The 12504-nt window shown below is 58.3% G+C and carries 19 protein-coding genes; 13 read left to right on the forward strand and 6 right to left on the reverse strand.

Features of this window, described 5'->3' with window-relative positions; translation table 11 throughout:
• The first annotated feature begins 58 nt into the window (after window positions 1-58).
• The 5 genes from NDO75_RS19160 to NDO75_RS19180 all read left to right on the forward strand — a co-directional run bounded on the left by NDO75_RS19160 (window position 59) and on the right by NDO75_RS19180 (window position 4230).
• Window positions 59-580, forward strand: a complete 522-nt coding sequence (locus NDO75_RS19160; RefSeq protein WP_310908482.1) for a VTT domain-containing protein — start codon at window positions 59-61, stop codon at window positions 578-580.
• A 360-nt stretch (window positions 581-940) separates the two neighbouring features.
• Window positions 941-1945 (forward strand): ornithine cyclodeaminase family protein, encoded by a 1005-nt coding sequence (locus tag NDO75_RS19165; protein ID WP_310908220.1) that lies wholly within the window; start codon window positions 941-943, stop codon window positions 1943-1945.
• A gap of 155 nt (window positions 1946-2100) precedes the next feature.
• A complete protein-coding gene (locus tag NDO75_RS19170; protein ID WP_310908221.1) occupies window positions 2101-2286 on the forward strand; it encodes a hypothetical protein in 186 nt (61 codons plus the stop codon).
• 296 nt (window positions 2287-2582) lie between these two features.
• Window positions 2583-2987 (forward strand): IS200/IS605 family transposase, encoded by a 405-nt coding sequence (tnpA, locus tag NDO75_RS19175; RefSeq protein ID WP_310908222.1) that lies wholly within the window; start codon window positions 2583-2585, stop codon window positions 2985-2987.
• Between the two features lies 1 nt (window position 2988).
• A complete protein-coding gene (locus NDO75_RS19180) occupies window positions 2989-4230 on the forward strand; it encodes a transposase (RefSeq protein WP_310908223.1) in 1242 nt (413 codons plus the stop codon).
• An 11-nt stretch (window positions 4231-4241) separates the two neighbouring features.
• On the opposite strand, the gene NDO75_RS19185 is transcribed toward NDO75_RS19180, so the two are convergent.
• Window positions 4242-4427 (reverse strand): hypothetical protein, encoded by a 186-nt coding sequence (locus NDO75_RS19185; RefSeq protein ID WP_310908489.1) that lies wholly within the window; start codon window positions 4425-4427, stop codon window positions 4242-4244.
• A 2-nt stretch (window positions 4428-4429) separates the two neighbouring features.
• Entirely contained in the window at window positions 4430-4582 is a 153-nt protein-coding gene (locus NDO75_RS19190; protein ID WP_310908490.1) for a hypothetical protein, read from the reverse strand.
• 177 nt (window positions 4583-4759) lie between these two features.
• On the opposite strand from NDO75_RS19190, the gene NDO75_RS19195 reads away from it, so the two are divergent.
• On the forward strand, window positions 4760-4957 hold the full coding sequence (locus NDO75_RS19195; RefSeq protein WP_310908224.1) for an antitoxin VapB family protein: 198 nt from the start codon (window positions 4760-4762) through the stop codon (window positions 4955-4957).
• On the forward strand, window positions 4954-5349 hold the full coding sequence (locus tag NDO75_RS19200) for a PIN domain-containing protein (protein ID WP_310908225.1): 396 nt from the start codon (window positions 4954-4956) through the stop codon (window positions 5347-5349). Before NDO75_RS19195 ends, NDO75_RS19200 begins: the two co-directional genes overlap by 4 nt.
• Window positions 5350-5411: 62 nt before the next feature.
• Here NDO75_RS19200 and NDO75_RS19205 read toward each other — a convergent pair whose 3' ends face one another.
• The gene (locus tag NDO75_RS19205) at window positions 5412-7271 is read right to left on the reverse strand and encodes a response regulator (protein WP_310908226.1); all 1860 of its coding nucleotides are present in this window, start codon (window positions 7269-7271) and stop codon (window positions 5412-5414) included.
• Window positions 7272-7663: 392 nt separating this feature from the next.
• Between NDO75_RS19205 and NDO75_RS19210 the strand changes: the two genes are divergently transcribed.
• The 4 genes from NDO75_RS19210 (at window position 7664) to NDO75_RS19225 (ending at window position 8952) form a co-directional block, all read left to right on the forward strand.
• Complete coding sequence (locus tag NDO75_RS19210; RefSeq protein ID WP_310908227.1) at window positions 7664-7882, forward strand: hypothetical protein; 219 nt, start codon at window positions 7664-7666, stop codon at window positions 7880-7882.
• Complete coding sequence (locus tag NDO75_RS19215) at window positions 7882-8085, forward strand: hypothetical protein (RefSeq protein ID WP_310908228.1); 204 nt, start codon at window positions 7882-7884, stop codon at window positions 8083-8085. Before NDO75_RS19210 ends, NDO75_RS19215 begins: the two co-directional genes overlap by 1 nt.
• Before the next feature lie 49 nt (window positions 8086-8134).
• Window positions 8135-8323, forward strand: a complete 189-nt coding sequence (locus NDO75_RS19220) for a hypothetical protein (RefSeq protein ID WP_310908229.1) — start codon at window positions 8135-8137, stop codon at window positions 8321-8323.
• A 488-nt stretch (window positions 8324-8811) separates the two neighbouring features.
• Complete coding sequence (locus NDO75_RS19225; RefSeq protein ID WP_310908230.1) at window positions 8812-8952, forward strand: hypothetical protein; 141 nt, start codon at window positions 8812-8814, stop codon at window positions 8950-8952.
• Between the two features lies 1 nt (window position 8953).
• On the opposite strand, the gene NDO75_RS19230 is transcribed toward NDO75_RS19225, so the two are convergent.
• The gene (locus NDO75_RS19230; protein ID WP_310908231.1) at window positions 8954-9253 is read right to left on the reverse strand and encodes a hypothetical protein; all 300 of its coding nucleotides are present in this window, start codon (window positions 9251-9253) and stop codon (window positions 8954-8956) included.
• A gap of 202 nt (window positions 9254-9455) precedes the next feature.
• Here NDO75_RS19230 and NDO75_RS19235 point away from each other — a divergent pair, with 202 nt between their 5' ends.
• Window positions 9456-9755, forward strand: coding sequence for a helix-turn-helix domain-containing protein (locus NDO75_RS19235; protein WP_310908232.1), 300 nt, complete (start codon window positions 9456-9458; stop codon window positions 9753-9755).
• A 10-nt stretch (window positions 9756-9765) separates the two neighbouring features.
• Here the strand turns inward: NDO75_RS19235 and NDO75_RS19240 are convergent, their stop codons facing one another.
• Entirely contained in the window at window positions 9766-10137 is a 372-nt protein-coding gene (locus NDO75_RS19240; RefSeq protein ID WP_310908233.1) for a DoxX family protein, read from the reverse strand.
• Complete coding sequence (gene merB / locus NDO75_RS19245) at window positions 10134-10700, reverse strand: organomercurial lyase (RefSeq protein WP_310908234.1); 567 nt, start codon at window positions 10698-10700, stop codon at window positions 10134-10136. Before merB ends, NDO75_RS19240 begins: the two co-directional genes overlap by 4 nt.
• A gap of 760 nt (window positions 10701-11460) precedes the next feature.
• Here merB and NDO75_RS19250 point away from each other — a divergent pair.
• Window positions 11461-12384: a hypothetical protein gene (locus NDO75_RS19250; protein ID WP_310908235.1), complete on the forward strand. Its 924-nt coding sequence runs from the start codon at window positions 11461-11463 to the stop codon at window positions 12382-12384.
• Window positions 12385-12504: the final 120 nt, after the last annotated feature.

Consider the following 12504-nt stretch of genomic DNA (forward strand, 5'->3'; position numbering starts at 1 on the left):
GCAACTTTGAGCTGTGATCGCAACGGCCGCAGAGGGCCTTCTTTTCAGTTCCGAGCTTTTGCCGCGTGCCTCCGAGAGCGCTCACGCCGTCATCAAGAGCGCGACGGGGTGGCCCGGCCTCGGGATCGTCTTCGTCTACTCGTTTCTGATCGCGTTCGCGTTACCCGGTCCGAGCGAGGTCGTCCTCGTTGCACCTCTCGACCTCGGGATCCCGCTCTGGGTGCGCTTCGGCCTCGTCATGGGCGTCAGCGCGGTGGGGAAAACCGTCGGGAGTCTCGTCGCCTTTCACCTGGGTCAAGAGGCAAAGCAGGCAGGGCCGATCGTTCGCTCGCTCCGCCGCTCTCGGTTCGACGTCATCGAGTGGTCAGAGAGACGAACGGTGAAAGTGGCGCGTCGATACGGATACGGTGGCTTAGCACTCGCGCTGTGTGTGCCGTTCTTCCCCGATACGCTCTCGATCTACGCGTTCGCCGTTCTCGAGGAGGATTATCTGAAGTTCGCTGTTGCGACGTTTCTCGGTAGTCTCGGACGGCTTACGCTCGTACTTACGATCTTCGGAAGCGCGGCGACGATCGTGTAAGGACGGGAATTCGCTCGCTGCGTTCTGAACGTTGCGATAGAGTAGTCGCCTCGCGTAGGATGTCACCCGCAGGTACTACGATTGCACGTGGCCGATCAATGGGTCATCGCGGATGCCGATGGGCCGAAACAATACCCCCACTCGCGGTCGGCGCTTCTGCGCGGACTTCTTCTCGGCGAGCGGGGTAGTTAACCAACGCCAGCTCGAATACCCCAACCGCTGTTGGTTAATCTCACACGTTGCCATTCAGAATACTTCACCAGGTGATCCAGATCGATAGCGCATACCTCCGTAGTATCGGATCCCTCCAAGCGGTGCTGTCATGCGGCTTTTTTTACGTCGCACGCGATATCCAGATGTGTGACAGACGCGTTATTTATCACCAGCGACGGGACTGACGGACTCGCGACGCCGGCCGAATACGTCGATGTCGTCCGCGACGGCTACCGCCAGCGCGGCGAGGGCGCGCCGGCGCTACCGCGACAGACCCTCCACCACGAGAGTCCCGACGGGGAACTCACGCACTACTCGGCCATCCTCCCCGAGACGGGCGCGATGGGCGGCTACATGTACACGTTGGGCTTTGCCGGGCCCAACGCCTGGTTCGTGACGCCGGTGTTCGACGCCGAGAGCGGCGAACCCCTCGCGCTTATCGACGGGGCGAGCATGAACCCGTTCAAGACCGGCGCGGCCGGTGCCGTCGCCGTCGACGCGCTCGCACGAGACGACGCGAGCACCGTCGGACTCATCGGTAGCGGCGCGCAGGCCCGCGGACAGCTCCACGCCACCGCGACCGTCCGCGACCTCGAGTCAGTCCGCGTCTTCTCGCCGACTCCCGATAACCGGGCGGCGTTCGCTGCGGAGTTCGACGATCACCTCGAGGCGGCAGTCGAGTCGGTCGACTCGAGTGCGGCCGCTGTCTCGGGCGCGGACGTCGTAATCACGGCGACGACGGCCGCCGATCCGGTGTTCGATGGCGACGACCTCCAGCCCGGGACGCACGTGACGGCGATGGGACAACATACGCCCGATCGGCGTGAACTCGATACGACCACTATCGAACGATCGACGTACGTCCCCGACCTCCGCGCCCGTGTGATACAGGACGCGGGATCCTACCTCGCAGCGCTCGAGGCGGGCGTTATCGACGAGGACCACGTCCACGCCGAACTCGGCGAGGTGGTCGCGGGGGTTGCCTCCGGGCGGACGAGCGATGACGAGATCACGGTCTTCGACAGCGGCGGAACCGGGATCGAAACGGTCGCAGCCGCCCACATGCTATACGAGAAAGCACGGGCGGAGGGACTCGGGAGCGAGATCCCGATCGCGCCCGCCAGCGAGGCCCTGACCGGCCGGCTTCCGTAGGCCGGCCGGGACGCGCTTTTCGACCGGGCAGACGCGAGCCGCCCGTCAGTCGGCGATGGAACCGACAACGATCGTTCGGTGACTCAGTTTCGTGGCGCTCTCTCGTCGTGAGCACCGCCGAATTAGTTAAATAGCATTATGGTATTTGGTAACACATGCCAAGTTGCAGTGAGTGTGGCGAGCACGTCACGCGAGATTACGTCCGGGTCTTCGGCGTCGACGGTGCGGTCCACGGCTGCCCGACCTGTTCGACGTACCGCGACCTCCATGGCGGGACTGGTGGCGACCAGCCGACCAAGTCCGCGCAGCAGTCCGCGCGCCCGCGCTATCCCGCCCAGTGAGCCGCCACGCGGTCGAGGTGCCAAGAAGCGGCGGGGCCGAGAACGTCCGATGTCTCAGCGTCACGGCGAGCGACATCCCGACAGGCGCAGTACCCGGACCCTGAGCCCGAAATCGCGTAGTTAGCTGAACTGAGGTGCTAAGCCCTCTTCCTCAGCGAGCGCCGACCGAAAGGAAGGCGCGAGCAGGGAGGGGATACAGCGCCGCACAATTCTCATATACGATTCGATGGCTGGCCCACAGGCCCACGCAGTCGCAACGGTTTTGCAGTAGGGTATCATAATATTGATCGAACCCAATGGAATACGACCTCGACTCGGAAGCGCACTCGACGTATTCCCTACACTACCACCTGATACTCACCACGAAGTATCGGCGTGGAGTGCTAACCGAGGAACGAACCCAATTCATTCATGAGGTCATCAGCGGGTTCACGGACAACTACGGTGTCGGACTGACAAACCTCGACGGTGAGGACGACCACGTACACATCCTGTTCCGAGCGAAACCCACCACGGACCTCGCGAAGTTCATCAACACGGTCAAGGGCGCAACCGCCCGCCGTATCCGCAACGAGTACGCGGACGAACTGAAGACCGAACTGTGGGGCGACTCGTTCTGGAACGACTCCTACTGTCTCATCTCGACGGGGCAGGTGTCACTGGATGTGCTGAAACAGTACATCGAGAACCAACGCGAATAGAATGTACTACGCCTACAAATACCGTCTCAAGCCGTCCGACGCCCACCGTGAGGAGTTGGACCGCCACCGAGACATTTGTAGGCAACTGTACAATCACGCGCTCTATCGCCTCAACGAGTACCAAGAGAACCACGGCGAACTACCGTCCATGACTACACTTCGGTCGGAGCTACCCGACCTCAAGACGTGGTGGGACGGCCTCTCGGACGTGTATTCGAAGGTTCTCCAAACCGTTGTGGAACGGCTGTTCGACAACCTCAAAGGCCTCTCCAAACTCAAGGAGAACGGCTACGGCGTCGGCCAACTCACGTGGAAACCGCCACGGGAATTCCGAAGTTTCACCTACAGTCAGTCTGGCTTCAAGCTCGACAAGAAGGGCGGTCAGACTGTGCTGTCGCTCTCGAAACTCGCGGACATCCCGATTCGGCTCCACCGCACCATCCCCGACGACGCCACACTCAAGCAGGTCACGGTCAAGAAGGAACCGACGGGCGAGTGGTTCGCCACCTTCGGCGTCCAAATGGACCGTGAACCGCCTGAACTACCCGAGAACCCCAAGAAGTGCGTCGGGATCGACGTGGGGATTCTCACGTATGCTCACGACACCGACGGGACGGCGGTCGGGTCGCTCGACCTTTCCGACGAGCGCGAACGCTTGGAACGCGAGCAACGGAAACTCTCGCGGAAGGAACATGGGTCGAACAACTACGAGACACAACGGCGTCGGATTGCGGAGTGTCATGCCGACCTCCGACGAAAGCGCCGCGACTTCCTCCACAAGCTCTCGGCGTACTACGCTCGGGAGTACGACCTCGTAGCGGTCGAAGACTTGAACGTGAAGGGGATGATTGAATCGCCGTCGAACAGCCGCAATACCGCGTCTGCCGCGTGGCGGACGTTCCTCTCGTTGCTCGAATACAAGTGCGAACGAGAGGGAACGCATTTCGTGGCAGTCAACCCGAGAGGGACGACCAAGGAGTGTGCGTCCTGCGGCGTCTCGACAGACAAGCCGTTGTGGGTCCGTGAACACTCCTGTCCCGCCTGCGGGTTTGAGGCGGACAGGGACGCGAACGCGGCGTGGAACATCCTTTCTCGCGGTCTCGAAGATATAGGAGTGGGATACTCCGAATCAACGCCTGTGGAGACTGCGCTCCCTGTGGATACGCCTGTATCTGCAAAGCGCGTCGTGGAAGCAGGAAGCCCTACCCTCAAGAAGCGAACGGCGTCAGCCGTGAGCGAGTAGGGTAGGGTAGTTCACACCACGGCCGTGACCCAGTCCGCGGTCACGAACTTGTAGCGGCAGCCCTCGCAAAGCGGGAGTTCGACGACCTCGTCCGTCGCGAGATAGACGTGGTACTGCCGGACCGGTACCGCGTCGCCACAGTTAGCACACGTCAGGGGACTGCTGTCGGGGGTCCGCTGGCGCCGTTGCTGGCTCATCGCTACTTTTCAGTGACCGCGAGGACCTTAGCAGCGGCGACGGTCTGGCCTATATCACGGATGGCGAAGTTCCCACGTTCAGGAATCTCGTCCGAGGGAATCCCGTGATCAACGTGCCCGATGATGGCTAAGTTCTGGTGGGGAATGTCGGTCATAGCGTTCCAGTGAGACCTACGTGCTCTGACGCCTAAATTATTGGTAGGTGCTAACAACCCACAAGAGCCGTGCAGTCCTTCCGTAGTGTGCGACCGCGACCGCTCAAAGCCAGGCCTGACTCCTCTGCCCGGTATTGCAGCGAAACTTCTTAACACTTGCATACACGATGCATACATATGGGTACGTCCATCCGCGTCTCGGACGAGACGAAAGCGAAACTCGATCGTCTCAAGCGCGATGACGAGAGTTTCGACGAGTTGCTCGAGCGGCTGGTTAGTGACGAGGAACCGATCTCCGTTGGTGTGTGGGATTCAGAGACTGCCGACCGTGCCCGTGACGCTGTCGCCCGCTCTCGAGAGAGCTTCGAGCGATGACGTTTCTCGACTCCTCGGTCATCATCGATATGCTCGAGGGCGTCGACGACACCGTCGAGTACGTCGAATCACAGGACGAACCCTACCTCACATCGTCGATCTGCGTTCACGAGGTTCTCGCAGGCGCCCTCGGACGCGGTGAGACAGATGTTGCTACAGAACGGCAGCACTTCAGCGGTGTCCGCTCTCTCGAGTTCAACGAGAATCTCGCACTCGAGGCTGCACGATTGCAAGACGAACTCCTCTCCAAAGGCGAACGGATGGCCGCTCGCGATCTCATGATCGCAGCGGCCGCCCGTTCGACCGGCGATCACCTCGTCGTTGCAGATTCCGATTTTCGGACGGACGTGCTCGAATCGAAAATGCGCGTAACGAATCTTCGCGAAGACTGAGCCCTGGTCGCGAACACGGTCCTCGAGATGGAGTGCACCGAGGAACGGAATCTCAGTGGATGTCAATCCCTAGCTTCGATGATGTCTATATCGGTGATTTCGAAGCGTGCGCCACTACACTCGCTCTCTGATAGATGCAGGTTCCAGCCATGGATCTCGACGAGTTCCTGAACAATTGCGAGACCGAATCCGGTATTGTCTTCAGTTGTCGAGTACCCCCGTTCGAAGATACGGTCATGTTCGGTGGCCGGAATACCCGACCCGTCATCTTCGACGTAAAACCCGGTCTCTAAGTCCCCAACGGTGATCGTGACGTCTTTACCTCCGTGTTCGACCGCGTTTCGAACGAGATTCTCGAGTAGCTCTTGGAGACGACTTCTGTCGCCGCGAATCACGTGTTGTGTGGGAGTGTGGAGTGTAGCGTCGCCTGTCTCCACATGATGCCAACAGGATTCACAGAGTTGACCCAAGTCGATCTTCTCGAACTCGATCGTCGCTGTGCCGGCCTGTGCGAAGGCATGTAGGTCTTCAAGCAGTGTAGCAGTACGGTCAAGTGCCTGTTCGGCGTCATCGAGATACGGGCATTCACACTCCTCTTGGGCCATTTCCAGACTTCCGATCGCTACGCTCAGCGGACTCTTCAGGTCGTGACTGACGATACTAGTAAACGTTTCTAACCGCTCGTTTTTCCGGGCGAGTTCTTGTTCATCCTCGACACGATCCAGCGCTGTTGTCGCATGAGTAGCGAGTATACTCGCAAGGGACACGTCTGTCTCGTCGAAGGCATTTGGATCGGGTGAGCCGATGAGGTGAACGCCGTGGTCATCCAGTGGGAGAAGGAACTGACTCTGAATGGGCGTCTCTGGATTGAACCGATCAGGATCTGTAGAGATATCGCTATTGATGTATGGCTCTCCCGTTTCGAAAGCCTTCCATGCGAGACCTTCGCCGGGTTCGAACGCGGGGGGCTTGCCGACGAGTTCCTCTGTTCGGTCCGTCCACGCGATCGGTATCAGGACTTTTTCTGATTCGTCGTAGAGATGGAGACCGTTAGCCGGCATCTCGAGAATATCACGGACGGCATTGACGGCGATTTGAGCGACCTCGTCCTCAGTTTCGGCTTGCATGAACGCCTGGGCGGTACTGTGTAGTTCCTTAATGGCCCGTTCATGCTTTTTCTGTCTGCTTACGTCCAAAACCGTACAGACGAGTTCATTCTTCTCAGTTATAGCGAGCGTGTGGTCTTCGAGAAACGTGCTCCCATCAGCCCGAAGGCCAGTCGTCTCGCCGCGCCAATATCCTTCCGAAGCGACGTACGGTAGGATCTCCTCACGAACCGCTTCTACGTTCTCGTCGGGATAGAGGAGTTCCCAGCGCTCGCCGAGTATCTCTTGGCGATCGTAACCGTAGAGTTCCGCGTACGCCTCATTGACGTAGATGAATTCGCCATTCTCATCGAGAATGCTAATACCTCCCTGAGAGGTTTCGATGGCCTGGAGGTGGCGTTGTCGAGCTTGTTCTGCCCGCGTCCGCGTGACGGAATTGACAATTCTATTCGCGAGGAGGGTATACTGGTCGGTCCCCGTCTCTTTCTGGAGGTAGTCAGAGACCCCGGCAGAAATCGCGTCACTGGCGACCTCTTCGCTCCCCTTGCCGGTAAACAGGATAAACGGTAAATCCGGCTTCCTTTCGCGAACGGTCTTTAGGAACTCGATCCCATTTCGACCGGGCAGCTCGTAATCAGAGACGATACAATCGACGTCAGTCTCGTCAAGCCGCGACAACCCCTCGTCTATATCCCTTGCTGTATCGACCGTGAGTCGGTCGTCTTCCCGTTCGAGAAAGGTTGCGACCATCTCAGCGAAGTCGGGCTCATCATCGACATGGAGAACAGAGATAGGGCCTGAAGGAGAGTCACTCATTATTCATTCTCATACGGTCTCACATGTTTATCTAACGGCCCTCTCGCGGCGGTCAGGACTCGGATGAGTTTAGGTTAATCGGCACCCAATCGGGAAAAGTCAACTACTGGACCGACAATCGATGCCACGCAGACGACAGCGGGGCAGGTATAACGATGTGGTAGCAGCCGTCTCTAGCGAGCTATCTGCGAACGAGGATGTAGCGTTTGTGACGAAGGTAGGAGCGCTACTGACTACTGGGAAGGCGAGACGCTCGCTGGGTCGAAATGAGGATGATACAACGTAGTCATAAGTGATTCGATAGCAGAGCCTGTCCCAAAGCTGATAACCGAACGGCGGATCATCACCGGCCTCCTTGAACGATTTTGGAGGGTACCCGGGTAACAAAATCCATGTCTGATTCTCGTCCCGCCATCTTGGAGAGGGATCTCGCGCCGAGAGTGATCATCTGGTTCGGCGTTCTCGTGGCGCTGACGCTGTTCCTGTTCGCCATTCGGCTACTCGGGACCGCAACAGAGGCGTTCTCTGACGTCGTCGAGTGGTCTCTGAGCCGAATCGTGACCGACGACCTGCGGCACTCGGCGTCAGTTGGCTGGCGGCCTACGGCCTGATGAACGGCTCGGTCGTGGCAGCGATAGCGGTGACGTTCTTCGAAGCCGACCTCGTCTCGTCGACGCAGTTCTTCCTGTTGATGGCGGGCGCCCGGCTCGGTACCTCCGGGATGATCGTTCTCATCGGTGGACTGGAGTTCCTCCAAGAGCGCGAAGACTCGGTCACGGAATCGGTGAGTTTGGCATCCTCTCGTTCCTCCTGACCCAGACGATCTACGTTCCGGCGACCACAGTAGGGTACGTCACCTTGCCGTGGCTTCTCTCGGCGTTCCCGTCTCTCAGACTGGCCGGCAACGACAGGGGGGCGGCACGGACGGGTCAGCGATCGACGCGTTCGTCGAGTACTTTGTTCCTGCTCCGACGTTCCTGCTGGCCGTCATCCTGTTATTCCTCAGCCTCCGGCTGTTCGACGCAGTCCTCGATAGGGCCGATACGGAGTGACTTCGGCATGAGTTCCACGACCGGCTCAAGAGCCGGTGGGCGCCACTCATTCGAGATCGTCTGTCCGACCCTGTCTGCATTCGTGGACACAGTACTCACGGAGTGCAGCAAAGGAGTGATCAGTATCTGCCCGCTGCAAGTTGCAGAAGTGAGAAACCGCAATACTACTGTCGTTCCCCGCCGAACATCGGGACGATCGACCGGAGCCGTACTGGGGGCATCGATAGCTCAGAATGAGTATCTACATATTTTGATCTTTTGGAAAGATGGCTGCGTAAAGTGGAGATACGACTACACTGCCGCTCGCAATTGCGATTGCTCGTGTGAAACCGGCCGCGAATGCTGCTGTAATCCGCTCGAACCTGGCACTCTTGACTGGCATCGCGGCTGGTGCCGTTGTTCTGAACGGATCGGGGTACGCAGTCGGTCTCTTGATCAGCCATCGAAGGGATCGACCGACACGTATCGCGTCAATCCTCTCTGTCGGGATGCGTGATTTCGCTGTCGCAGCGGCACTCGTGATCGCTGCTGGCTTTCCGACGATTGCGCCGCTTCCAGCGGTGATCTTCGGCGTCGTCGAGATGGCAACGAGCGCCGGTCTTGCCAGTTGGTTCGGGCGAGCAGACTGAGTTACCCCGACTCTGTCTCTAGACGCTCGACTAAGCCCTCACGGAACATCTCCCGCGTCCCGTCGGGACCAGTGACTGTCAGCACCGTTTCTTCGTACGGAGGCGACACGGTGATATCGTACTCGGCAAACGAACAGCACTGCAACTCGTTTGCAGTGAAACGAGCCACCGCCTGCAGTGACTCATCGGTTCCGGCGAACCGAATGTCCAGCCCTTTCTCGCGTTCCTCGAATCCCGTGTAATGGGAGATGAGCAGTGATCGGACCGCTTCTGACCGCTCTTTTTCGTCTTCTTCGGTCAATGTACACGCAACCACTCGTTCTGAGTCGCTCTGTCTCATAGTCCACTATTACTTTCGAACCCGAACTATTTATACTGTCGAGTCCGAAGTATAGAACCAAGTGTGGTGAACGAAAGCTATGGGAGATGCCCCTGACTCAGTAACTGAAACGACGGACGCGGCAGATATCGACCAAGACTGTCTCTGTCCACTGGGTGGTGTAATGGATTTACTCAGTCGCCGTTACGCGATGCAACTCATTTGTGTGGTTGATGCAATCGGTCCTGCACGGTACGGCGACATCGAAGAGACGTTCGACGGCGTGAGTAGTTCGACGCTCTCGACGAGACTCGACGAGCTCGTCGAGGCTGGGATCCTCTCCCGAGAGCAGTACGCTGAGATTCCACCACGGGTCGAATACGAACTCACGGAGACTGGCGAAGAACTGGGCCAACATCTGGAACCCCTCCTCAAGTGGGCTGAAGAAATTGACGAGGACGAAGTTTCTGTAGGTCAGGAGTAGAATTCTGTCGCTATAGCGGAATCGACAGATAGCGGATAGCAAGCAGGCCTGCTGTGAAGACGAATAGCGTCGCTGGAGCGGCAGCTTTCGACGGCGGGTCACCAGTGCGAAGATGGGTGACCACCGCCCCTACCATGACACCGCTCAGGAGGAGGCCACCGGCCAACGTCAGTCCGGGCAACCACAAGAGCCCTGCAATCAGACCTGCTCCGGCCCCGATTTCAACCACCCTAGTAACGATTCGGAACCATTGTGGATATCCAAATCGCTGAAAATCTTCTACCTGATCCTCTTGGTTGGTGACCTTTGCCCCACCGACTCCCAGGCCGACGAGTCCGAGTACGGCTTGGGAGCCGAGGATAGCGACGGTGGGAAGGTTCATTCGGTCACCTCCGACGGAGTCGTCGCCGTCAGGGCAGCAGCGATGGGCACGCCGGATTCGAGAGGAATACCAACGGTGGTGGCTGCCACGTCCTCTGCCCAGTGCTCGTACTCCTCACGAGTGTAGAACGCCTTCACGTACGGACAGACGGCACCGTAGACGTCCTCGGCAGCCGGGGTATCATCAAGGGGAACGTCGCTCTCAGTGGCCACGCCGAACGACATAACCGCGTCTGACGGAGTGACGTCGATATTACCCTCGGGAGAGGCCTGTATCTCGATGGATTCTTTCGTAGGGGTTTCAGTCCTAACCTCAACGTGTTCGTCCACGAGATGGGCCAGTGCTATCCCGTCGTAGAAACACCGAAAGTAGTAGGTCTGGCCGTCCGTCTGCGCGTAGTGCGGGGTCTCTGCCTCGACGTGGCAGAGTTCGTCGATAGCGATCCCTTCTCCCTCGACTACACTACGGAAGGCCGCGATCATATCGTCGAACGTTTCGATTGAGTCGCCGAAGAACCGGCTCATGTTATCTGCTGCGGCCTCCGGGAGTTCTGCAGTCTTCACTGGCCGCTCTTCGATCCAACTGTCTGAATTCGGAGTCTGTTTACCTGTTTTCTCGGCCGTTAGATCGGCGCAGTTGCAGTCTTGGTGCGACATGCACCTATACATCTACTCTCGAAGTAGTTATACTGTCAAGTCCGAAGTATTGCATCCGCTTCGGAGAATCGAAGTTAGTGAGCCGTCTCAAACCCACGGAAACATGCACGAGCGTACTGTATATGACAGCCGACCGGAAAGACGATGACCCGCACCAGCGAGACGGAGGTTCTGATTGTTGGCGGCGGTCTCGCCGGGCTAACGTCAGCAAACGGCCACTTCACTCGCGTGATAGGACGCTCGCGTTTTCGCACAGTACCTCGCCACAGGGAGTCCCGGGAATCCTTCCGAGGCACTCACTCAGTTTGAGCGGCGGCGCCGAGACGCCGCGACACGCGTCCAACGCGAAGCCCGCTTCGAGAGTGCCGTGATGTTTCTGGAATCAAACGGCCTCAGACGAATTCGGGATGCAGCGGTCAAGCACACGCCTCTGTTCGACTGGTTCGTCAAGCGCCGGGCGACCGGTGATTAGTCGAGAGCCCGAATTCGCTCGACCGCTGATTTGAACTCCGCTGGACGTCGAGAGCCGAGGCACCACCGTTTGTCCGAACCACTTCGACGCCCTGGCTCCCGAAGTAAATACACTGAGTTCCCGTTCGACGATCAGATCAGAACCCGTACCGGTTCGTGGCTGGGTTTCAATACCGCCGCAGCGCTTTTCTCCAACATGGAGACCAAACGGACACCCGAGGACGTCTTTGGGCTCTTGTCCGACGAAATTCGGCTCGACATTCTTCGGACAGTCGCACTCGCACAACAGGAAAAGCAGGAAACAGGGATTGCTGCACTGTCGTTTTCGGATATTTACGACCGGGTTGACGTGGACAACACCTCGAAGCTGTCGTATCATCTTGGGGAACTCACTGGTACGTTCCTCAGGAAGCACGAGGACGACTATGCATTCACCCACGCTGGCGAACAACTGGTTCGTTTTATACTCGCCGAGAATTATCGCTCTCCCGAGAGCTTTGGACCTATCGAGACGGAGGGGCAATGTCTCTACTGCGGTGAAACGGCCCTCCAGGCGAGGTTACACGAGCAATACTTCTTCATCCGGTGTTCGGAATGCAATCGGCCCGCGTTCTCGTACAGGGTCAGGCCTGCACAGGTACAGGCTCGAACCGACTCCGACCTGATTGAATCCGTCATCTGGGAGCAAGCTGGTGACTTCGTCAAAATGCGGCAGGATGTATGTCCGGACTGTGCAGGTAATCTCGATACTGAGGTGATTGACGCTGAGAACGAGTCCGTTCCAGATTCAGTGCCCGTGTCCTTCGCTACCCGTAGCGAATGCCAGCAGTGTCTGCGATTTATGAGCGTCCCGCTGACCCATGCCGCTGCCTACCATCCGGAGTCAGTCGCTTTCCATTGGGAGCACGGCGTGGATATCATGGGAACCGGAATGTGGGAGCTTCACCAGTATCTCCTTGACGGAACGTGGACCTCGGAGCGGACAGGCAGTAACCCGGTCGAGTACCGGGTCGAATTACGGCGTGATGCTACCTCACTTCGACTGTATCTCGACGATGCTGCCGTGGTCAAACGAACCGAGCGCGTGCAACGCAGAAACCAGAGTGAGCGGCGTTCATAACAGACAAATGTCAAAAGAGCCGTTGAGTGATTTGGATACTCGTCGGAGTGAATAGCTGAAATACCCCCTCGTACGCTCATTCTGACGCCGAGTCGCTCAAACTCGATTTTGAAACCACTC

Origin of the sequence: Natrinema sp. 1APR25-10V2 (genome assembly GCF_031626495.1) — an archaeon.
Classification (GTDB): Archaea; Halobacteriota; Halobacteria; order Halobacteriales; family Natrialbaceae; genus Natrinema.